We start from the raw sequence: 24,294 nt of genomic DNA on the forward strand, positions 1-24,294 counted from the left end.
ACTGGAACGCCACCGCCGCCGACTACCCCCGCGCCTCCACCCTGCCCGAGGTCTTCTCCTCGGTCGTGGCCCGCTTCCCCGACAAGGTCGCCGTCGAGTTCGGTGACTCCACGCTCACCTATCGGCAGCTCGATGCGCGTGCCAACCCGCTCGCCTGGCACCTGCGCGGCCTGGGCGTGTCCACCGACTCACGCGTGGCGATTGCCCTGGAGCGCTCGCTGGAGCTGATTGTCGCGTTGGTCGCCATCCTCAAGGCCGGTGGTGCCTACGTCCCGCTCGACCCGGCGTACCCGCGCGAGCGCCTTGCCGCCATGGTGGAAGACGCGCGTCCCGGCGTCCTCGTGACTTCACGCGAGCTGCTGGCGAAGCTCCCCACGGACGGCCTGTCCACCGTGGTGCTCGACGACACGAATCTCTCCGCGCTGCCCACGCACGCGCTGCCCCAGGCAGCGCTGCCCGACAGCCTCGCCTACATCGACTTCACCTCCGGCTCCACCGGCAGGCCCAAGGGCGTCGGCACCACGCAGGCCTCCGTCCTCCGCACCGTCTTCGGCGTCGACTACGCCCACCTCGGCCCGGAGGAGACCTTCCTCCTCATCGCTCCCGTTTCCTTCGACGCCTCCACCCTGGAGCTCTGGGGCCCGCTTCTGCATGGCGCACGGTTGGTGGTGTTCCCGCCCCACTCGCCTTCCGACCTGCAGGAACTGGAGTCCGTCCTCACCAAGCACGCCGTCACGACTCTCCACCTCACCGCCGGCCTCTTCACCCAGGTGGTGGACCACCACCTCTCCGCCCTTCGTGGGGTGAAGCAGCTTCTCACCGGTGGCGACGTGGTGAGTGCTCCCCACGTGCGCCGCGTCCTCGAGGAGCTGCGCATCCCCGTGACGGCCTGCTACGGCCCTACCGAAGGCACCCTCTTCACCTCCACCCACCGCATGACGGACGTCGCCCACGTGGGCACCTCCGTCCCCATCGGCCGGCCCCTGGCCAACACCCAGGTATACCTGCTGGACGCCTCCGGCCAGCCGGTACCCCCGGGTGTCATCGGCGAGCTGTTCATCGGCGGCGACGGCCTGGCCCGTGGCTACGTGGAGCAGCCCGCCCTCACCGCCGAGCGCTTCGTGCCCGACGCCTTCTCCGGGGTACCCGGTGCTCGCCTCTACCGCACCGGCGACCTGGCTCGCTGGCGTGCCGACGGCGTCCTCGACTTCCTCGGCCGGGCCGACGCGCAGGTGAAGGTGCGCGGCTACCGCATCGAGCTGGCCGAAGTCGAAGCCGCACTGCTTGCCTTCCCCGAGGTGCGCGAGGCCGTCGCCCTCGTCCGCGAGGACGCCCCCGGTGACAAGCGTCTCGTCGGCTACCTCGTCGCCCCCGAGTCCCTGGACATGGCGGCCCTGCGCGCGAGCCTCAAGCAGCGGCTGCCCGAGTACATGGTGCCCTCCGCTCTGGTGCGCCTGGACTCCTTCCCTCTCACCGCCAACGCCAAGGTGGACAGGAAGGCCCTCCCTGCTCCCCAGTCCGTGCTGGCAAGCCGGGACTCCGACTACGTGGCGCCGCGTACCCCCACCGAGGAGCTGCTCGCCTCCCTCTTCGCCCAGGTGCTGGGCGTCCCCCGCGTCGGCATCCACGACAACTTCTTCGAGCTGGGCGGCCACTCCCTGCTCGCCACCCAGCTCATCTCCCGCGTGCGCTCGGCCTTCAACGTGGAGTTGCCCCTGCGGGCGCTCTTCGAAGCCCCCACCGTCGCCGCCCTCGCCGCTCGCATCGACGCGGCTCGGCAGCAAGGCACTTCCCTGGCCCCGCCACTGGTGCCGGTGCCGCGCACGGGCGCACTGCCGCTCTCCTTCGCTCAGCAGCGGCTGTGGTTCCTCGACCAGCTCTCTCCCGGCAGCCCCACCTACAACATGCCCTTCGCCGTGCGGCTGCATGGGGAGCTGCACCTCGAAGCCATGCAGCGCGGCCTCAACGAGCTGGTGCGCCGCCACGAGGCCCTGCGCACCACCTTCCACGCCCAGCAGGGCCAACCCATCCAGGTCATCGCTCCCGCCTCCGGGCTGCCGCTGCACGTGGTGGACCTGAGCGGCCTGGGCGAAGCCGCGCCCCAGGAAGCCCGGCGTCTGCTGGCCCGGGAGGGCACGCATGGCTTCGACCTGGCCAGCGGCCCGCTGCTGCGCGCGGTGCTGCTCAAGCTCGCCCCGGCCGAGCACGTGCTGGTGCTCAACATGCACCACATCATCTCCGACGGCTGGTCCATGGGGGTGCTGGTGCGCGAGGTGACGGCCCTCTACGCCGCCTTCAGCCAGGGCCAGTCTTCGCCGCTGCCCGAGCTGCCCCTGCAATACGCCGACTACGCCGTCTGGCAGCGCCAGTGGCTGCAAGGCGACGTGCTCGAGGAGCAACTGGGCTGGTGGCGCCAGAAGCTCGGGGGCAACGCCCCGCTGCAGCTGCCCATCGACAAGCCACGCCCGCCGGTGCAGACCTTCCGCGGCGCCTTCGTCCCCGTCCACCTGCCGCAGGCCGTGGCCCAAGCGCTCAAGGCCCTGTGCCAGCGTGAAGCTGTCACGCCCTTCATGCTGCTGCTGGCCTCCTGGCAGGCCCTGCTGGCCCGCTACTGCAACCAGCAGGACATCTCCATCGGCTCCCCCATCGCCGGCCGCCAGCGCGGGGAGACAGAGGGCCTCATCGGCTTCTTCGTCAACACCCTGGTGCTGCGCGCGCAGGTGCGCGGCGACGAGTCCTTCCGCCAGTTGCTCCAGCAGGTGAAGGAGACGGCCCTGGGGGCCTACTCCCACCAGGACGTGCCCTTCGAACGACTGGTGGAGGAGCTACGCCCCGAGCGCGACATGAGCCGCAGCCCGCTCTTCCAGGTTCTCTTCGCCCTGCAGAACGCTTCGGTCGCCGGCCCCGCCCAGTCGCCTTCCGGCTTGGCGATGCGCCCGGAGGAGGTGGAGTTCCGTGCCATCAAGTTCGAGCTGGAGCTGGGCCTGACGGAAACGGCTCAGGGCTTCTCTGGGGCGCTGGACTACAACACCGACCTCTTCGAGCCCGCCACGGCCCGCCGCATCGCGGAGCACTTCCGCGTGCTCACCGAGGCACTCGTAGCGCGGCCCGAAGTCCCCATGGCTTCCGTGTCCTTGCTGTCCATGGAGGAGCGCCAGCAGGTGCTGGTGGACTGGAACGCCACCACTGCTGCGTACCCCCGCGCCTCCACCCTGCCCGAGGTCTTCTCCTCGGTGGTGGCCCGCTTCCCCGACAAGGTCGCCGTCGAGCTCGGTGACTCCAAGCTCACCTACCGGCAGCTCGATGCGCGCGCCAACCAGCTCGCCTGGCACCTGCGCGTCCTCGGCGTGTCCACCGACTCGCGCGTGGCCCTGGCCGTGGACCGCTCACTGGAGCTCATCGTTTCCCTGGTGGCCATCCTCAAGGCCGGCGGCGCCTACGTGCCGCTGGACGCGTCCTATCCGCGCGAGCGCCTCGCGGCCATGCTGGAGGACTCCGACCCGTGTGTGCTCGTCACCACGCGCGCGCTGCTGGAGAAGCTCCCCACGAAGGGGCTCGTCACGCTCGTGCTGGAGGACGTGCCCGTGGAAGCGCCGCCCGTGCACGCGCCGCCTTCCATGGCCCTGCCCGACAGCCTCGCGTACATCGACTTCACCTCCGGCTCCACCGGCAGGCCCAAGGGCGTCGGCACTTCGCACGCCGCCGTGCTGCGCACCGTCTTCGGTGTCGACTACGCCCACTTCGGGCCCGATGAAACCTTCCTCCTGCTGGCCCCCATCTCCTTCGACGCCTCCACCCTGGAGCTGTGGGGCGCGCTGCTGCACGGCTCTCGCCTCGTCCTCATGCCGCCCAGGGCACCGTCTCTCGAAGAGTTGGGCCACCTCATCCAGCGCTCCGGCGTCACCACGCTCTGGCTCACCTCCGGCCTCTTCACCCAGATGGTGGACGGCAACCTGGATGGCCTGCGCACCCTGAAGCAGGTGCTCACCGGCGGCGACGTCGTCTCCGCGGCTCACGTGCGCCGCGTGCTGCAAACACTGCACGTGCCCGTCACCAATGGCTACGGCCCCACCGAGAGCACCGTCTTCGCCACCAGCTTCCGCATGACGGAAGAGGCCCAGCCAGGCACCACTGTTCCCATTGGCCGGCCGCTGGGTAACACGCGCGTCTACGTGCTGGACGCTTCGGGACAGCCGGTGCCCGTGGGTGTCTCGGGAGAGCTGTTCATCGGCGGAGACGGCCTGGCCCGTGGCTACGTGGGGCAGCCCGCCCTCACCGCCGAGCGCTTCGTGCCCGACGCCTTCTCCGGGGTACCCGGTGCTCGCCTCTACCGCACCGGCGACCTGGCTCGCTGGCGTGCCGACGGCGTCCTCGACTTCCTCGGCCGGGCCGATGCGCAGGTGAAGGTGCGCGGCTACCGCATCGAGCTGGCCGAAGTCGAAGCCGCACTGCTTGCCTTCCCCGAGGTGCGCGAGGCCGTCGCCCTCGTCCGCGAGGACGCCCCCGGTGACAAGCGTCTCGTCGGCTACCTCGTCGCCCCCGAGTCCCTGGACATGGCGGCCCTGCGCGCGAGCCTCAAGCAGCGGCTGCCCGAGTACATGGTGCCCTCCGCTCTGGTGCGCCTGGACTCCTTCCCTCTCACCGCCAACGCCAAGGTGGACAGGAAGGCCCTCCCTGCTCCCCAGTCCGTGCTGGCAAGCCGGGACTCCGACTACGTGGCGCCGCGTACCCCCACCGAGGAGCTGCTCGCCTCCCTCTTCGCCCAGGTGCTGGGCGTCCCCCGCGTCGGCATCCACGACAACTTCTTCGAGCTGGGCGGCCACTCCCTGCTCGCCACCCAGCTCATCTCCCGCGTGCGCTCGGCCTTCAACGTGGAGTTGCCCCTGCGGGCGCTCTTCGAAGCCCCCACCGTCGCCGCCCTCGCCGCTCGCATCGACGCGGCTCGGCAGCAAGGCACTTCCCTGGCCCCGCCACTGGTGCCGGTGCCGCGCACGGGCGCACTGCCGCTCTCCTTCGCTCAGCAGCGGCTGTGGTTCCTCGACCAGCTCTCTCCCGGCAGCCCCACCTACAACATGCCCTTCGCCGTGCGGCTGCATGGGGAGCTGCACCTCGAAGCCATGCAGCGCGGCCTCAACGAGCTGGTGCGCCGCCACGAGGCCCTGCGCACCACCTTCCACGCCCAGCAGGGCCAACCCATCCAGGTCATCGCTCCCGCCTCCGGGCTGCCGCTGCACGTGGTGGACCTGAGCGGCCTGGGCGAAGCCGCGCCCCAGGAAGCCCGGCGTCTGCTGGCCCGGGAGGGCACGCATGGCTTCGACCTGGCCAGCGGCCCGCTGCTGCGCGCGGTGCTGCTCAAGCTCGCCCCGGCCGAGCACGTGCTGGTGCTCAACATGCACCACATCATCTCCGACGGCTGGTCCATGGGGGTGCTGGTGCGCGAGGTGACGGCCCTCTACGCCGCCTTCAGCCAGGGCCAGTCTTCGCCGCTGCCCGAGCTGCCCCTGCAATACGCCGACTACGCCGTCTGGCAGCGCCAGTGGCTGCAAGGCGACGTGCTCGAGGAGCAACTGGGCTGGTGGCGCCAGAAGCTCGGGGGCAACGCCCCGCTGCAGCTGCCCATCGACAAGCCGCGCCCGCCGGTGCAGACCTTCCGCGGCGCCTTCGTCCCCGTCCACCTGCCGCAGGCCGTGGCCCAGGCGCTCAAGGCCCTGTGCCAGCGTGAAGCCGTCACGCCCTTCATGCTGCTGCTGGCTTCCTGGCAGGCCCTGCTGGCCCGCTACTGCAACCAGCAGGACGTCTCCATCGGCTCACCCATCGCCGGCCGCCAGCGCGGGGAGACGGAGGGCCTCATCGGCTTCTTCGTCAACACCCTGGTGCTGCGCGCGCAGGTGCGCGGCGACGAGTCCTTCCGCCAATTGCTCCAGCAGGTGAAGGAGACGGCCCTGGGGGCCTACTCCCACCAGGACGTCCCCTTCGAGCGGTTGGTGGAGGAGCTGCGTCCCGAACGCGACATGAGCCGCAGCCCGCTCTTCCAGGTTCTCTTCACGCTTCAGAACGCTTCGGTCGCAAGCGCCGCCCAACCGCCTTCCGGCATGGCGATGCGCCCGGTGGAGGTGGAGTTCCGCGCCACCAAGTTCGAGCTGGAGCTGGGCCTGACGGAGACCGCCCAGGGCTTCACGGGCATGCTGGGCTACAACACCGACCTCTTCGAGCCCGCCACGGCCCGCCGCATCGCGGAGCACTTCCGCGTGCTCACCGAGGCGCTGGTGGCTCGGCCCGAGGCGCCCCTTGCTTCCGTGTCCTTGCTGTCCGTGGAGGAGCGCCAGCAGGTGCTGGTGGACTGGAACGCCACCGCCGCCGACTACCCCCGCGCCTCCACCCTGCCCGAGGTCTTCTCCTCGGTCGTGGCCCGCTTCCCCGACAAGGTCGCCGTCGAGTTCGGTGACTCCACGCTCACCTATCGGCAGCTCGATGCGCGTGCCAACCCGCTCGCCTGGCACCTGCGCGGCCTGGGCGTGTCCACCGACTCACGCGTGGCGATTGCCCTGGAGCGCTCGCTGGAGCTGATTGTCGCGTTGGTCGCCATCCTCAAGGCCGGTGGTGCCTACGTCCCGCTCGACCCGGCGTACCCGCGCGAGCGCCTTGCCGCCATGGTGGAAGACGCGCGTCCCGGCGTCCTCGTGACTTCACGCGAGCTGCTGGCGAAGCTCCCCACGGACGGCCTGTCCACCGTGGTGCTCGACGACACGAATCTCTCCGCGCTGCCCACGCACGCGCTGCCCCAGGCAGCGCTGCCCGACAGCCTCGCCTACATCGACTTCACCTCCGGCTCCACCGGCAGGCCCAAGGGCGTCGGCACCACGCAGGCCTCCGTCCTCCGCACCGTCTTCGGCGTCGACTACGCCCACCTCGGCCCGGAGGAGACCTTCCTCCTCATCGCTCCCGTTTCCTTCGACGCCTCCACCCTGGAGCTCTGGGGCCCGCTTCTGCATGGCGCACGGTTGGTGGTGTTCCCGCCCCACTCGCCTTCCGACCTGCAGGAACTGGAGTCCGTCCTCACCAAGCACGCCGTCACGACTCTCCACCTCACCGCCGGCCTCTTCACCCAGGTGGTGGACCACCACCTCTCCGCCCTTCGTGGGGTGAAGCAGCTTCTCACCGGTGGCGACGTGGTGAGTGCTCCCCACGTGCGCCGCGTCCTCGAGGAGCTGCGCATCCCCGTGACGGCCTGCTACGGCCCTACCGAAGGCACCCTCTTCACCTCCACCCACCGCATGACGGACGTCGCCCACGTGGGCACCTCCGTCCCCATCGGCCGGCCCCTGGCCAACACCCAGGTATACCTGCTGGACGCCTCCGGCCAGCCGGTACCCCCGGGTGTCATCGGCGAGCTGTTCATCGGCGGCGACGGCCTGGCCCGTGGCTACGTGGAGCAGCCCGCCCTCACCGCCGAGCGCTTCGTGCCCGACGCCTTCTCCGGGGTGCCTGGTGCTCGCCTCTACCGCACCGGCGACCTGGCTCGCTGGCGTGCCGACGGCGTCCTCGACTTCCTCGGCCGGGCCGATGCGCAGGTGAAGGTGCGCGGCTACCGCATCGAGCTGGCCGAAGTCGAAGCCGCACTGCTTGCCTTCCCCGAGGTGCGCGAGGCCGTCGCCCTCGTCCGCGAGGACGCCCCCGGTGACAAGCGTCTCATCGGCTACCTCGTCGCCCCCGAGTCCCTGGACATGGCGGCCCTGCGCGCGGGCCTCAAGCAGCGGCTGCCCGAGTACATGGTGCCCTCCGCTCTGGTCCGCCTGGACGCCCTGCCTCTCACCTCCAACGCCAAGATCGACCGCAAGGCCCTCCCTGCACCGGATGTCTCGACGGCCCTCGCGGAGTACGTCGCGCCACGCACCTTGCTGGAAGAGCAGATCGCGCAGGCATTCGCCGAGGTGCTGAACATCGAGCGTGTCGGCGTGAAGGACGACTTCTTCGCCCTCGGAGGCCACTCCCTGCTTGCAGTGCGCCTCATGGCCCTGATTCGCGAGCGCACCGGCCTGGCGCTGCCCCTGTCGGCGCTCTTCCAGGGCGCCACCGTCGAGCGGCTCGCCGCCCTGGCGCAGACCTACCAGGACTCGAGCTCTCGCCAGCCCAATCTGGCGCGGCTCGACACGGGCACCTCCAAGCGCCGGCCCCTGTTCCTCGTCCACGGCGGCGGAGGGGCGCTGCTCAGCTACGCGGACCTCGTCCACCACCTGGGCGAAGAGAGGCCCATCTACGGCATCTTCGCCCCCGGCCTCGAAGGCGGAGAGCTTCCTCCCGCCTCCATGGAGGCCCTGGCCCGCATCTACGTGGAGCAGGTGCGCGAAGAGCAGCCCCAGGGCCCCTACCTGCTCGCGGGCTGGTCCCTGGGCGGACTGGTGGCGTTCGAGATGGCACGGCAGCTCCAGTCCCTGGGCGAGCAGGTGGAGTTGCTGGCCCTGATTGACAGCCTCGCGCCCGACGGCAAGCCTCACGAGGTGCCGCCGCCGATGAAGCGACTGGCCGCGTTCGCCCACATGGTGGGACTCCCGCTGCAGGACCTTCCGCCCATGGACCTGGAACAACTGAGCGGGCTGGAAGGCGCGGAGCTGATGCAGCGGGTGATGGAAGGACTCCAGGGACTGCCCGCCGCCGGAGGCCTGGAGCCTGAACAGGCCAGCCGCCTCTTCGCCGTCCACGAGCGGCTCACCGCGGCGCACCACGGCTACGTGCCCGGAGGCACCTTCACGGGCACCGCCGAGTTCCTCCGCGCTTCGGTGCGTCCCGAGACGCGTCTGGCCGAGGATGGAGGCTGGTCGAGCTGGATTTCGGGCGGCGTCAAGACGATCGAAGTGCCGGGTGACCACGTCAGCCTGATGGAGCCGCCGAACGTCGCCACCCTGGCCGAGAAGCTCAACACGCTCCTGCGTGCACTGGAGCCCGGGGACACCTGACGGGAAGAGAGGGGGCCGCGTGCCCCCTCTCTTCCGCCTATACTGCCCGCGCTGCTGAGCTGACTTTGAAGGCGGCGAACAGCAGTGCTGCCAGAGCGACATCCCCTGCCGCCGCGTAGGAGGACCCTTGGTTCGCACGCATCTCGTTGCAGCACTCCTGGCCACCCTGCCCCTCTCCGCCTGTGGTGTTGGCGAGGGGGACTCGAAGCTCACAGGCACACCGAAGCTGGACGAGCTGGCGGAAGTCCGGAGCGCGCTGTCCGCAATGCCGGGCGCCCGCGTCGTCGGACAGCATGGCGACGGCATCCCCCACACGCTCGAAGGCCGTCTGGGCACTGCGGCCTTCTCGCTGACGGGCATTGCCACGGCGGACGCGCACCGCGCCGTCGCCCACGCAATGCCAGACATCGCGGCGACCTTCCGCCTGAGCGCGTCCGACCTGGTGGTGCGCAGGGTGAGCGTGGATGAGCAGGGCGTCACGCACCTGCGCTACGGCCAGACGCTGAATGGGCTGCCGGTGGTGGGCGAGGAGCTGGTGGTGCACGTGGATGCACAGGGCCACATCTTCGCGGCCAACGGCACGGCGCGAGGCGGTGGCGAACACCAGTCCGCGAAGCCCACCCTCTCCGCCCCGGCGGCGAGCGCGGAGGCCCTGCGCGCCACCCGAGGTGCGGGCCTCGTCGTCGACGGTTCCCCGCGTCTCGTCTACGTCCGCGCCCCGGACGACCAGAAGCTCGGGCTCGTCTACGAGGTGCGCGTCTCGGGTGAGGGCCCGGAGATGCCCCTGCGGAATCGCGTGTACGTGAGTGCCACCGACGGCGCCATCGTTCTGGTGGTGCCGGAGATTCACTCGGCGCTCAACCGCCGCGTGTACAGCGCGAACAACGGCCAGGTCCTTCCGGGCACGCTCAAGCGCAGCGAGGGTCAGGCCGCTACGGGCGACACGCACGTCGACAAGAACTACGACCAGCTCGGGCTGACGTACCACTGTTACCTGGCGTTGGCCGGCCGCGACCTGGGCGACACCCTGGGCGGCCCGCTCATCAGCACCGTCCACTTTGGCCGCAATTACGTGAATGCGTACTGGACCGGCACGCAGATGGTGTACGGCGACGGCGATGGCGTGAACTCCATCGAGCTGGGCAAGGACGCGGACATCACGGTGCACGAGTTGACGCACGCGGTGACCCGGCTCGAGTCCGACCTCACGTACTCGGGCCAGTCCGGAGGACTGAACGAGGCCCTGTCCGACACCTTCGCCGCCGCCTGTGAGAGCTGGGCGTCGGGCACGTGGAGCACCGCGACGGACATCTGGAAGATTGGCGAGGACATCTGGACACCGGCCACCGCCGGGGACGCGCTCCGGTACATGGATGACCCGGTCCGCGACGGCCTCTCGTTCGACTGGGCGCCGAACGTGACGTCCACCACGGACGTGCACTACAGCTCGGGCGTGCCGAACCTGGCGTTCGCCCTTCTCTCCAAGGGAGGCACGCACCCGCGCGGCCGTTCCGCCGTCGTGGTGCCGGCCATTGGCGTCGAGCAGGCCATCCGCATCTGGAACAAGGCCAGCACGGACTTCTACGTCCCCTCCACCCACTTCGAGCAGGCCAAGGCGTGGACCGTCCAGGCCGCCGCGGCCCTGGGCTACGACGCCGCCACGCAGGATGCGGTGAAGCGGGCCTGGGAGGCCGTGGGCGTAGGCGTGCCGACGACTCCGACGCCGTGTACGCTGTTGACCAACGGCGTGGCCGTCACAGGCATCTCTGGCGTGACGGGCTTGTCGAAGTACTACTGCATCGACGTGCCGGCTGGGCGTGCCTCTTCGTATGTGCTGAGCGGCGGTACCGGTGACGCGGACCTGTATGTGCGCATTGGCACGGCGCCGACCCGGACCACGTACGACTGCCGCTCGTACCTCAGCGGCAACAGCGAGACGTGCAACGTCGCGGCGCAGACGAGCGACCAGCGCATCTACGTCCTGCTGTATGGCTTTGCCTCGTACAGCGGGACGTCACTCAAGGCCACGTACTAGCCAGCGATTGATAGTGCACGAGCCGGGGATCGAACCCTGGGCAGGGCGGTAGAAAAGCTCAAGCAGGACGCGCCTTTACCCGCTATCGCCTGATTTTCCTCGGGTTCGCCATCCCGTTCTGTCCCGCCCTGCCCCACCTGATTCCGCCTGATTCCGCGCTGGAGGGGCACATGAGCGTGCCCACACCACAGAGTCTGCTGCTCCTCGGCGCGCTTCCGAGCACAAGCCAGCGCCTCCTGATTCCGAATCGGGGCTGGGCAGGGGCAGCCTCCAGTTCTTCCCTCGGGAGATGGCCCGTTCTGGCCGCCTCTGGCACGTCCCAGTGGGGGATAAGTGGTGCGGAACGGCAAAACCAGCGTCGGCCTCGAGAACACGACGTCATTCTCGTCGGCGTGGCGACGCCAGTGCACCGCGGCCGGGCCTCGCAGGTCTGGGAGGTCCGGCTCTCGGACGAAGCAGGCAAGATCGCGGCGACCGGCCTCGTTGCACGATGTCGCTCGATCCGGGCGCCGCCGTGGCCGGCGAGGTCGTGCGGGTGAAGACGTAGCTTGCCGGCGGTCGCCTGCGGGCTCAGAACGACGGCTTGCTGTTGTAAGCGACCACCAGTGTGATCGTCCGCAGGTTCCGCGGGTTGAACTTGGCCGCGGCGTTCGCGCTCGCCGGCTTCAGCTTCCAGATCTTGCTCGTCGAGGTCTCGCCCTGCTCCAGGAGCGGCAGGTTGAGATCCGCCTTGAAGGTGCCGGGCTTGAGCGTGACGCTCGTGGTGGTCCCGGCCTTGAGCTCGAGCGCCTGGCGGCCGAGGTCGTCCTCCGGATGCTCCACCATCTCGTAGTGCAGGTAGACGCCGGTCACCTTCTTGTCGCTGACACCGGGCAGGAGGCGGCGCTCCACCGCGAGCGCCAGCCCGCCGGACGGCTTGTTCATGAACGCCTGCCACTCGTCCGAGAAGTCGGAGGCGAGGTTCAGGATCCAGGCGCGCGGCCGCGAGCTCTTGCCAAGCTCGTTCTTCACCGTCTCGGAGAAGGCGCTCCCGCCGGTGCGCGCCGTGTACTGTACAGTCATGACGACGTCGCTGAGAGTCTGGCGATGGACCGGACCATCGACGCCGTTGATCTCGAGGCGCCAGGTGGACACCGCGCCGGTCCCCTCGAACGGCAGGTAGCGCTCGTCCTGGAAGTTGACCTGGAACATGCCGCTGTCGTTGGTCCCGGTGGAGAGTGCGACCTGCTGGTTCGGGCGCCAGTCGATCCGGAGGCTCTTGGCGTCTGGCTCAGGGACCGCCTGGCCCAGCAGGTACTTGAGCGCCGTCTTCTCCGGCGTCAACAGCGTGCGGTGGCCGAGCTGGGTCAAGGTGGCGTTGAAGTTGTGGTACGGGCCGATGAGCGCCGGGAACGATAGCGAGACTGTCTTGATCTGGCGGCAGTAGTGGCCCGGGAAGTCGCTGTCGAACAGCGCCTCGGGAAGCTCGAACTCGCAGCTCCCCCGCTGCTTGAGGCGGATCAGTGCCAGCGGATCCACCTGCGCCAGCGAGACGTACTTCGTGATCTCCATCCGGCGCTGATTGGCCTCGAGCAGGGCCTTCTCCAGGCGATCCAGATCGAGCTGGAGCTGCTCGCCCGCAGTCAGCCCCTTCCTGAGGCTGTCCCAGTAGCCGGCTCCGATGTGCTGGACCTCCGACTCGGGTAGCCCCAACTCGAACTGCATCGCGCGCTGGGCGGCCTTCGCGTACTGGAGCGCCAAGTGATAGGTCTGGAAGTACACCGTGGAGAGCTGCCCCGCCATCCACTGGTAGAGCTGCCTGCTGCTGAACTTCGCCTTCATGAACGTGTCGACAGACTGGTTGTGCTTGATCAGGCGCCTCTGGACCTGGACTTCCTGGCTCGCGACCGCGACCTGCACCTCCGCTGCCTTGATCTGCCGGCCGATCTGCAGCGTATCGCCGGTCGCGAGCGTCTTCTGGAGCTGCCAGTCCTGGGCACGGCGCTCCCAACCGCCGAGCGTCGCCGCCAGCGAGCCCTGGAAGCCGGCCATCTCGGCGAGCGCCCGGAAGGCCGTGGACACCTCCTTGACCGCATTGCCGATCTGCAGTCCTCCGAACGTGATCGCGAACGGCGAGCCGACCTGCGGCACGGCGAAGCCGATGGACGACGCGAGGCCGAGGACGTTCGATACCTGCGAGAACACCTGGCCGACCACCAGCTGGCCGATCTGTTCCTGCTCGTAGGCAGAGAGCCCCGCCGTCAGCAGCTGCTGATAGTGCGTCTCGCGCGCCTTGGCGTTCTTGAGGCCTTCGTGTAGCGCGGCCAGCGACTCCTTGGCGCCCGTCAGCTGCTGCTGCTTGATCTGGAGCTGCATCTCGAGAATCACGCGCTCCTGTGTGTTGCGGAGCTGGCTCAGCTCCTCGGCATCCTTCTTCTCCAGCGCGGCGAGCAGTGCGCCGCCGAGCCCGATCAGCCGGCCGGTCAGCTCGCGGGCGCGACCGAGCATGAACGAGAACCGGTAGTGCGGCACCGGCGTGTTGTAGTCGGCCAGCGCCTGCGCGAGCCCGGCGCCCGAGGCGAATGCCTTCACCAGGGCCATCACGTCCACCGGCGGCGCGAACAGTGCCAGTGCTCGCTTCACCCCGTCGATGTCGAGGCCGTGCCGGATCTTCATCAGCCGGTCGCCAACCCGGTTCCAGTAGGCGATGAACTGCTCGTTTTCTGGAATGTAGAAGTACGGGTTGAAGATGCTGTCGTTCGGAGTCTCGATCTCCGTCGGGCTGACGGGCAGCGGCGGGGCGCCATTCTCCAGCTTCAGGAGCTCCTCGTTCAGGGGAATGTTCTCGTAATCAAAGGTGCCGATCTGCTCGTACGTGAGCGAGTCCGGCTGCGACATCGCGCGCTTGCCCAGCTCCTCCGGCTTCTTGCCGAGGAGGTCCGCGGCCAGCACGTAGAGCATGGTGGCCTCTCCGATGCTCTCGCGCGTGTACTGCCGGAACAGCATATCCCCCCACTCCAGCAGGTTATCGATGTAGCTCATCGCGAACGCCTTGCGGTACGCGATTGGACGCAGCTCGGCGATCTTGTGGGGATCGAATGGATCGTCGCGGTAGGCGTTGAGCTGCCGCTGCAGCCTTTCCGTCGCCTCCTCGTCATCCTGGAGGAAGTCCTCGTCCCTCAAGAACTCGATGAACCGCCAGTACGGCGCGCCCGCGGTGGGGTCGAAGACGTACTCGTACCAAGTCATCGCCTCACTGAAGCGCTGCGCTTGCTTGAGCGCCTGCGCGATCAGAAAAGGGATGTGGAAGAAGATTTCGCGGTAGTAGAAGCCATTGGCACTCTCGAAGTCGAGCCCCTCCTGAGCCGGTTGGTTCGGGCGGGGCTTGCCGGGATAGTCGGTGACGAGAGAAGTGACGAACAGCTCATTCGGCCCGGCCACCGGCAGCGGGGACGGCGGCGGATCGGGCAGCGGGATGAAGCGTGGAAGCTCGGGCAACTCCTGGGTCTTCAGGGACAAGAGCTCCGCGATCCCGCCGGCGAACAAGCGCCTGCTGAACTGCTCCGTCGTATGGCTGGTCAGGCGCGTGATTGCATACGCCTGCCCCTCCGAGAGGAGCTCCGCGTAGAGGTCCGTGGACACTTGCGCCGAGGCTGCGGGGATCGGCGCCGGATACCCCGTGTCAGGTACGTACGGGCTCTGGCTCAGGTGCGAGTAGCGTGCAGTGAACGCCTGTCCGTCGCTGCGCTGCCCGAAGAGATAGGCGGTATCGTTGCGCTCGAACGCCGCGGTCACGGAGTGCTTGAACAGAGCGCCGGCCGAGAGGCCCCAGAGCTCCGGGAGCTTCTTCGGCGACTCCTCGTCGAGCACGAGCGAATCTATGTCGGCCGGCGCGAAGCCCGAGTAGCGCAGGCAGTACGTCTCGTCCGCCGAAAGCTTGCTCTTGCAGAAAAGATACAGCCTGCGGACCTGGCCATCCGGCACGATCATCGCGCCATCGATGGATTCGACGAGCCAGTTGAACAGCGACGGCCGCCCCCACCGCCGCGCGACGGGCAGCGACAGCTGGTTGCCGCCGAGCGCGAGCGGATCTGCCTCGGAGTACTGGTCACCGCTGAAGAAGTACAGCTGGCCATCGACGCCGGTGAACGCGGCGGAGAGCCGCGGGCTGTTGCCGGGGAGCACGCCCAGCTCGCCGGAGGACCACGACTTGTCCGGCCAGTGCAGGATCGCGAGCTGCTTGCCGCGGCTGAACACCGCGCGCGGCTCCGGCTGGGAGACCTGGAACACCGCATCCAGTCCATCCCACCCATCGAACGGGCTGGCGCCATCCTGGGTCGACCGTGCGCGCAGCTCGTCGAGGCCGATGGTGACGTAGCGCAGATCGCCCTCGCCGGCACGGGAGATCAGGACGGCCAGGGTGCCCTGGTTGCCGACGTGCTTGAACGCGCGCTCCAGCGCCCGCCCGTCAGCGACGGCTTCCTCCCACGGCTTGCTCTCGGCGTCGCCGGTCAGCGCGCTGAGCTCAGGCCTCCCCGCCACCAGACTCGTGGCGGAGTGTTGCTCGATCGCGCTGTAGCCGCTGCTCGAGTAGGTGAAGTGTTGCGCGCCGGTCGAGACATACGTCGTACCGCTCATGGCGACGACGGCGTTGTCGATCTCCTTGCCCGGCTCCACCTGGAAGACGCCTCGCGGTCTTCCCCAGGGCCAGAACGGGTCATCGACGTACACCGGCTCTTGCCACCCCGTCGCTGGCGTGTAGCGGAAGTAGCGGAGCTTGCCGTCGGTTCCGTTATCGTTCTTCGAGGTGAACACGAACACATTGCTGCCCGCTTCGAACGCGGCCGCGATGTGGGGGAACGCCCGGCCCTTGATCTTCCCCGGCTCCCAGGCAGGGGGATTCGCCGGCCGGCACAGGAAGCTACCTCCCTTGGCGTCGAAGCTGAGCCAGCGCGGATCGCTCTCGTTGGCGGAACCCCAAGGGATGGTCGCGGTGACCTCGGCCGCTCTGATACCGAGCTGCGCCGGGAGCTTCGCGGCCGGGTCCGTCAGCGAGAAGCCGGCGAACCGCCAGGCGAGGTCCGCGCCCACCAGATCCAGCCCGGCCGTGATCCGGCCGCTCCACTCCCACCAGAAGTACCGGAGCTTGAGGGAGATGGTTTCATCCACGCTGCTGGTGCTCGGAGTGGCCGGGTTCCTGGCGTCGAACTGGACGAGCTCGGTGGCCGCCGCGGGAAAGCTCATCCGCAGGCGCAACCCGAGCAGCCATTCGAAGTCCATGGGCAGGGACTCCGGATCGCTCGGGTCGGCTGGATTGGCTCGGACCGTCTGCGGCGTGACCCACTCGTTGTTGAAGTTGTAGAACGAGAACTTGAGCGCCAGCTTGACCTGCTTGGTCTCCTGCGAGTCGGACGAATAGCTGTTGTCGTCGCTCTGCTTGAGCGTGAATGTCGTGTCGTTGTACGGCGTCGCCTCGAGCCAGAAGGCGAACAGCTTGTTGAAGACATAGACCAGCTGTACGCGCTCCGCGTCGATCGTGATCCCCATCCTCTGCCAGGGCTCCCAGTCGATTGGCGGATTCCCCTCGGCGGCGGTGGTCGAGCCGCGGCGGTAGTAATAGGTCGGCGGCGACGTCCGCGCGTACCCGATCATGAAGACCGCGACCCGCTCCTTCTCCTCTTCATCCTTGTACGAGTAGCGGTAACCGCCAGCGATCCGGAGCCGGGCGAGCTCGTTGAATGACTCGAGGTACCGCTGATAGCCCTCCTGGACGGTGATCGCGGTGATCTCGTCCTGCAAGAGCTTCTCCTCCAGTTCCTCGAAGGCGAAGCTCTTCTCGGTCCGCAGCTCCGGCCGGATGTAGTTCTCCGGGTGAAGGAAGACCTTCCGGTTGGCCTCCCAGATGCGGTAGTTCTTCATCCACGGCCACCACGCCTTGAGGTCCGCCCTCAGCTTCTCCGGGACGTCCTCCAGATCGATCAGCGCCCGGTGATAGAAGAGCTGGATGCTGTTGACCGCCTCCACGATCCTGGACGTGTTCAGGGACGCATCCATCTGAACGTCCGTGAGCAGGTGCTCGTAGAGGTCGTCGGCGTTCTGCTTGCCAAGTTTCTCGACGAGGTATGCCACCAGCGCGTCGCGCTTGGCGGACAGCAGCGGCTCCAGGAGCGACCGGGCCACCTCCGGCCACTCCTTCGGGCTCGTCGCCACCTTGAGCAGCCCGTAGAGGAAGTCAGCCGCCTCCGCGAGCTGGAGCGTGCCGGAGCCAAAGGCCCGGTCCCAGACCTGGGACTTCAGCCTGGACGGTGTGGTCCCAAGCCGGTCAGCCAGCTCGAAGCAGCGCGCGAGCCGCACGGCCGCCCGGCCGTCCGTGAGTTCGAGCGGCGGGGGGGAGAAGATCGTCACCAGCCCCGCGATCTCGTCCTCCGGCCACTGCGTCGCCCGCGCAAGCTTGGACACCGGGTCCTTCGCCGGGTCGTCGATCGGCTCGTCGAGGTAGTCGAGGAGCGTCGTGGTCTGCGAGGCGTGGTCATCGAAGAGCTGCTTGAGCCGCCACCAGTCCGGGAGCGTGCCGAGCTCGAAGTCGTAGCGGTCCACCAGCTTGGCGGCGTTGCCCAGCGGGTAGCCGGAGTCGGGCTGCAGCAGCCGGAAGCTGGAGATCCGCACGTGCTCGGAGCTCTCGAACAGGTAGCTTCGGCCCTCGAAGGTCGCGGCGGTGTCGAGGCCGGACTTGAAGCCGGCCGGCCAGGCGCTGCCGACGTCCGTAGCGATCGTCCGGGGATACTCCTCGTCCACGTACTGCCGGCTCGCGCCGGAGTACACCGAGTACTGGGGCCCGGCGAAGAGGTACAGCTTCCCGCTCGGGGCCACGAACGCCGCGTCGAGCTTGTGGCCGGCCTGGAGCTGGTTGTCGACGAGGCCCCACCGGCTCACGAGCGGCTTGTCCACACCCGGCTCGTCGGTGCCGACATACCGGTCCCCGGCGAAATAAAAGGTCGTACCGCCGATGGCCAGCGCCGCGCCAATCCCCGGGTGCAGCACAGGCGCGAGCGAGGCGGCGCCGATCTCCTGCGCATACGACGACGCAATCTTCCGAGGGTAGCCCTCGTCGACGTGCTTGCGGTCCGTGCCCGAGTACCGGAGGTACTGGTCTCCGCTGAACAGGAAGAGCTTGCCGTCTACCAGCAGCGCCGCGTCGACGAACGCGTGGTCCCAGAGCTTGTTGTCGATGATGCCCCACTGCTCGTTCAGCGGGCGCAGCACGCCGGGGCTGCCGGAGGAGACGTGAAGCTGAGGCTGGTGCACGTCGGGCGGCTGAGCTCCGAAGACTTGGAGCTGGCCGTCGGTGCCGGCGAAGAAGGCGCGCAGGCCGGTGTGTAGCCCGGCTGGGAGCCCGGGGAACACGCCGTCCGCCGCCTCGAGGTGTGCGATGACCTTGGGATAGCCCTCGTCGACGACGCCGTTGTATCCACCGCTGTAGCGGACGTATTGATCGTCGCAGAACAGGAACGTCACCGCGCCGGCGCCCGCACCGAGGACAAAGCCTGCGTCCACGCGGTTCTGTGACAGCATCTGATTCCGCACGTTCGCCCACTGCGGAATGACAGGCGTGGGCGCGGGTGCCTGCGAGCTGATGAAGGAGGAGCCGCTGAAGACGTACGTCTGTTGCGCGTCGCGGAACACGGCGGAGCCGAGCGCGTTCCACTGCTCTGGCATGGCGGGGACCAGCCCCTCCGAGGCCCAGCCCGTGGTGAGGCGCCGGGGGTAGCCCTCGTCTGCGTAGAAGTCCGGAGAGCCGGGCTCGAGCGAGCCGCTGTAGCGCGTGTACTGCGTATCGCAGAACAGGTAGAGCTTGCCGTTCTCGGCGCGGTAGGCGCCGTCGACGCGGTCCAGTTCCTGGAACCGGTTCAGCACCTTTCCCCAGCGCGAGGTCAGCAGCACGCCTGCGCCGGGGCTGTTGGAGAACGTGTATTGCGCCCCATTGAAGAAGTGGATCTTGCCGGTGGCGTCGCGGCACAGGTCATATCCCGCGGCCTGGAATTCGGGGGCCAGCGCCACCGGCACGCCCTCGGCGGGCCAGTTGGGATCGATGCGCCGGGGGTACCCTTCGTCAACGTAGAAGTCGGCGGCGCCGGGACTCAACGCGCCGGTGTACTTGATGTACTGCCTGGCGCAGAACAGGTACGTGTGCCCGCCGGCCATGCTCAAGCATGCGTCCACCCGGCCCAGGTCCTCGAACTGGTTCCACACGCGCGCCCAGCGGCTCTGGATCGACGCCTTCGCCGTGAACGTGCTGCTGCCCGGCGCGCGCGAGGCGTACTGGGCGCCGGAGAAGACGTACAACGTGCCGTCGGTGGCGACAAAGGCCGCGTCCAGGCGCGCGAACGGGTACTCGGTCAGGTTGTCCATGCGGACCGGCGGCTGCCAGTTGCCGTTGCTGTAGATGCGCCTCCACTGCGCCCCGCCCTGGTGGCGGTAGAAGACGAAGATCCGGGGCTGCCCGCTGACCGTGTCGACATACGTGGCTTCGACCGTCGCGACGTCCTCGTCGTGGTTGGAGTTGTTGTCCGGCTGGTGCACGGCGAGGCCGCGGAACCAGCTGCCCTCCGACGTAACCGCGTGCTTGAGGAGCTTCGGGTAGCCGGCGTCCATCTGCGTCAGGTCGCCCGTGCTGAAGCGGATGTAGCTGTCACCCTTGAAGAGGTATAGCCGCTGCACGTTGTCGACGGGTGACTTGAAGGACAGCGCGGCGTTGATGTCGCTACGGAACTTTTCCGGGACGTTGCCCCACCGTGTGCTGATCGCCAGGGGGTATCCCTCGTCGACGAACTCGTAGCTGGTTCCCGAGTAGCGGACGAACTGATCCCCGCCGAACAGGTAGGTCCTGCCGGCCGGATCTACATACGCGGCGCTCACCTGGTTGTTCGCCTGGACCCAGTTGCGGACCACCCCCCAGTCCTTCTGGATCTGGCGCGGCTGCTCCGCCGGTGCGGCATCCACGCGCGCGTAGCTCTGGCCGCTGAAGAAGAAGATCTGGCCCGTATCGGTGCGCAGCGCCGCCGAGATGCCGCCGGTGAACACGTCCGGCAGAGAGTACCCGCTGCCCTCCTGCGGCCAGCCTGTGGCCAGCCGCCGCGGGTATGTCTCATCGACGTGCTCCTGCTCCGGCGAGCTGTAGCGATAGAGCTGGTCGCCCGAGAACAGGTACATCCGCCCGGCACCGTCGAGCATCGCCGCATCGACGACCCCGGTCCGCTCGATGTTGTTGCGGACGCGTGCCCACGCCGCCTTGGTGCCGCCGAGGGTGCCGCCGGGGCCGGCGTATTGGTGGCCGCCGAAGAAGTAGACGTCGTCCGCCGTTCCGCCCGGCGCCTGGCCCACCACCACCGCGGTGATCGGCAGCGGGAGCCCGTCCGGCATCTGTCCGAGCTGCTCGAGCGTGTTCCAGTTGGGCCGCACCCGCCGCGGGTAGCCCTCGTCCACGTACTGGTAGCCAGCCCCGGAGTAACGGACGTACTGATCGCCGCAGAACAGGTAGACCCTACCGCCGTGGCTCAAAGCCGCATCCACGCGCTGGTTGTCGACGAAGACGTTCCGGACCCGTCCCCAGTGCTGGTTGATTGGCAGCGACGTGTCGGGCGCTTCCGAGCTCGCGAAGGCGCCGTCCTTGAAGGCGTAGAGCCGCCCGTCGCTGCCAGCGAGCGCGGCGTGGAGCCCGCCTGGGAACCGCCGGAGGAGCCGCAGGAGCGGCTCGCTCTCCGGGATATTGCCGAACGAAATCGGGTATCCCTCGTCGACGAGCTGGTACGCGCCGCTGTACCGGGTGAGCTGATCCTTGCGCGTGAGGTAGGTGACGCCCCAGAGGACGAACGCCGCGTCGACGCGGTTCTCCTCGAAGAGGTAGTTCAGCACGTGGCCCCAGACCGGGCGGATCTTCTGCAGGTGGTACGGGTCGGTGGAATGAGAGAAGCGGTTCCCCGAGAAGAAGAAGTACGTGTCGTCTGTGTCGCGGAACGCGGCGTCCACCTTCTTGAACATCAGCGCGGGGAGCGGAGAGACTTCCTCGCGCTCGAACTTCCCGCGGATTGACCGCGGGTACCGCTCGTCGGCGAACGCCGCCCCCGTGAGCAGCTGCTGCGGGTTCGTGTAGAGGAAGTACTGGTCGCCGCTGAAGAGGAACAGCCGGCCATCCTTGGCCGTCACGGCAGCGTCGACGCGCTTGGAGTCCTGGATGTTGTTGCGGACCTTGCCCCAGTCCGAGATGTGCCTGGCCGAGCTGGTGCCCGTCTGGGAGACCGTCACGTACCGGTCGCCGGCGCAGAGGTGGAGCACCGCGTTCCCTTGCGCGTCGGTGTCGCTGAACGCGGCGTCGAGCCCATCCTCCAGCACGCGTGTACGGAACGTGTCCGGCGCATCGTCCGGCAGCGTGACGCCGGGGAGCTGGTCCAGAGGGCCCGGGTCACCGAGCAGGTGGTAGTCCTGCCGCGAGAACGCCGCGTACCGGGGCCCGCTGACGAGCAGGAAGTCACCGTTCGGCAGCGTGGTGAGGGCGTCGACCTTCCCGGCGGACAGGAACCCGGTGGGCACCTTCAGCGTCTCGGGCAGGCGCCGGTGCACCTGCTGGTTCTCGAGGTACACGCGCGCCTCGTCAGCGCGCATCTCCGTCTTGCGGAGGAGCAGCGCGAGCTGCTGGAGGCGCCGGAAGCGGGACGCGAGGTACGCGTCGGCGAGTGCCGGCTCCGACCGCTCCCGGGCCCGGAACAGCGGCAGGATCAGCGTGGCCAGCGTCTGCGTCATCGTCTCGTCCGGCGTACCGAACGCCCACGCGAAGGCCAGCTCTGTCAGGTCCTCGGCGAGGCTCAAGAGCCCGGAGAGGCTCCGCAGCCACGCGCGGGCCTGCTGGTCGGAGCTCGCGGCCAGCCGCTCGCCCAGCTCCCCTGCCTCCACCTCGCGGTTGGCCGCCGCGCGCTGGAAGGCCTCCACCTTGGCGGCGAGAACGGGGAACACTGCCGCGAAGTCGGGTAGGACGAACCGCTCCTGGTTGGCGGGGTCGGTGAAGAACGCCTTGCCGTCGGGGCCGACGCGGTACTGGACCGGGTTCGAGCCGGAGAGCGGCTCCACGTGGCCGCGGGCCCGAAGCACCTCGAACAGCGCCGGCACGTCCGCGAGGTCGATCCCGGTGGCGCCGAGGGCGGCCTCCGGAACGTGCGGCGCATCGACGTGCTGCGCCAGGATGACGAACAGCGCCTCCGCGTGCTCCTGGAAGTTGGGGATGGTGAACGTGGCCGCGCCGTTCGGGGCGGAGAAATAGCCCGCCAGCCCGGGTGCGATGAAGTGATGGACCTCGAGCTCGCCGTTGACGAACTCCGTGAAGCGCTCGGCGTACCCGTGGGACACCAGCAGCGAGAGCAGCGGCTCGAGGTCGGTGGTCCCGAGCGCGCCAAAATCGCCCGCCTGGAGCTCCAGCCGCTCCTGGAGCCCGCGCTCCATGGCGGCCTCCAGCTCTTCGGTTGACGGCTGGACGCGGAGGAGCCCGCGGGCCGGGTCGTCCTCGAAAACGACCAGCACCCGCGCCTCGACGAGCGACTTGAATACCGCGCGCGCGCCGTTCGCCGTGAGCGAGCCGGTCTGCAGCGCGCCCGGCGTCAGCATCGTGTCCCGGAGCGCCTGGTACAGGTCGCCGAGGGCGGACTCGATCGCGTCGTCCGGCTGGACATCGTCGACCGGAGTGCCGTCCTGCAGGCGCTGGCGCGCCTCGAGGTGATCCTCGAGGCAGATGAACGCGAGCTGCCGCGCCGAGAGCTGGCGGAGGTCCAGCCACTCCTTCAGGCTGATCAGCTTCTGCAAGACGTCCATCGTCCTTCGCGGTGGGACGCCAGGATTCAGCAGCAGCGCGAGCGGGCTCGCGGGCAGTGCCGCCGCCGAGAACGGCATCGGGATGGTGAGGTCGTCGTGCCCGGACACGGCCCACTGCGCACCCAGCACATCGAGGAGCATCAATAGCTCCTGGACAGTGAGCGAGAGCAGCGCGGAGAGCTTCGCGATCCGGCGAAACGCGGAGAAGTAGGCGGCGAGCGCCTCGAGAAAGGCCTTGCGCGCCTCCGGCGTCGTGCCTTCGAGCTTCGGCTTCGCCGCGCCGCCCGCGAGGAGCGCGGGCTTGAGGAAGGCGAAGTCCGCGCCGGACAGACGCAGCGTCGCCTGGAGCCGGTCGTCCAGCGCGTCCGCGGAGGTGTTCACGGGCAGGGTGGCGGCGAGCCCCTCGAGGCTGACGCGGAAGTCATTGTTGAAGGCGCGATCAAAGAGATCCGCCGGAACCCGGTCATCTCCATGGCCGTGGCGCTTGGGGATACTCCACAGGCTGCAGATCTCATCGATCGGCCAGTCACCGATCTTGCGGATGGCGAGCGCGATCGCAATCGCCTGGAGCCCGTCCTCGTCGAGCTGGTTGCCGCACGCCGTCTGGAGCAGCCAGTCCAGGTCCGCGAGCGCCAGGTCCAGGCGCCGCGCAAGGCGGACGAAGCGCATCATCCGGTCCAGGTGCTGATTCGTCAGCACCGTGCCGTCCTCGAGCCGCAGCGTCCGCGCGGTCTCGTCGAGGACGATGTGGTGGGGCTGCTGGTCGAGCGGCGGATTGATGAAGAAGGACGCCGCGGCGTTGTTCGACGTTTCGAGCAGCTCCGCCTGGGACAGCTCCTGCCGGACGAGCTGCTTGAGCTCCTTGAGTGAGAGCCCCAGCTTCTTCTTGATCAGCTCGAGGTTCTGGCCGTTCCGAAGCGTCGCGGGAGCGGCGACTCCCCAGAGGGCCTTGATCCCCTCCTCCGAGTCACGCGGCGTGGAGAAGAGGCCGAACTCCTCCTGGCTCAACCCGAGGCGGAGCCGCGCCGATGTGCGAGCGTCCACGCTGGTTCGATAGATGCGCTGGAGCTCGTCCAGGCTGGTGCCGAGCTTCTCGGCGTAGAGCCTCAGGCGGAGGTGCTGCTCCGAGAATGGCAGTGGGGGTGGGAAGAGGCTGCCGAGTCCGTCGCCGGCGACGTTGGGAGGGAGCCGCGCGGCCTGCGCCTCCATGACCGCGTTGGCGATCTCGAGGTGTGGGAGCTCGATGAAGGTGTTCGCCTGGTTCAGGGGGATCTTGCGCACGTCCGGGCGGCGCCCGTAATAGCCATCCGGATCTCCAGGGCCGGGGCCGCCCAGGCCGTCCTGGAGCCGCAGCAGGTCTACCAGGTACGCGGTGGGTGAGAGGACGGAGCGCGCCTCGTTGCCTTCAGCCTGATCGATCGCCCCGAAGAGGGTCGTGTAGCTGCTCTCGAGCTCGTTGCTCATGGCCTG

The 24,294-nt window shown here is 68.6% G+C and carries 3 protein-coding genes (1 of these 3 only partly in view); 2 read left to right on the forward strand and 1 reads right to left on the reverse strand.

Features of this window, described 5'->3' with window-relative positions; genetic code table 11:
- Positions 1–8,954 carry the final stretch of a non-ribosomal peptide synthase/polyketide synthase gene (locus tag ACX9TP_RS32070; RefSeq protein ID WP_482974449.1) on the forward strand. It extends 39,796 nt beyond the left edge of the window, so 8,954 of the gene's 48,750 nt are visible here — the last part of the coding sequence; its start codon lies off the left edge, out of view; it ends in the stop codon at positions 8,952–8,954.
- Positions 8,955–9,081: 127 nt separating this feature from the next.
- Positions 9,082–10,989, forward strand: a complete 1,908-nt coding sequence (locus ACX9TP_RS32075) for a M4 family metallopeptidase (protein ID WP_482974450.1) — start codon at positions 9,082–9,084, stop codon at positions 10,987–10,989.
- A 570-nt stretch (positions 10,990–11,559) separates the two neighbouring features.
- Here ACX9TP_RS32075 and ACX9TP_RS32080 read toward each other — a convergent pair.
- Positions 11,560–24,288, reverse strand: coding sequence for a Tc toxin subunit A-related protein (locus tag ACX9TP_RS32080; RefSeq protein ID WP_482974451.1), 12,729 nt, complete (start codon positions 24,286–24,288; stop codon positions 11,560–11,562).
- Positions 24,289–24,294: the final 6 nt, after the last annotated feature.

This window comes from Pyxidicoccus sp. M15, from assembly GCF_056858435.1.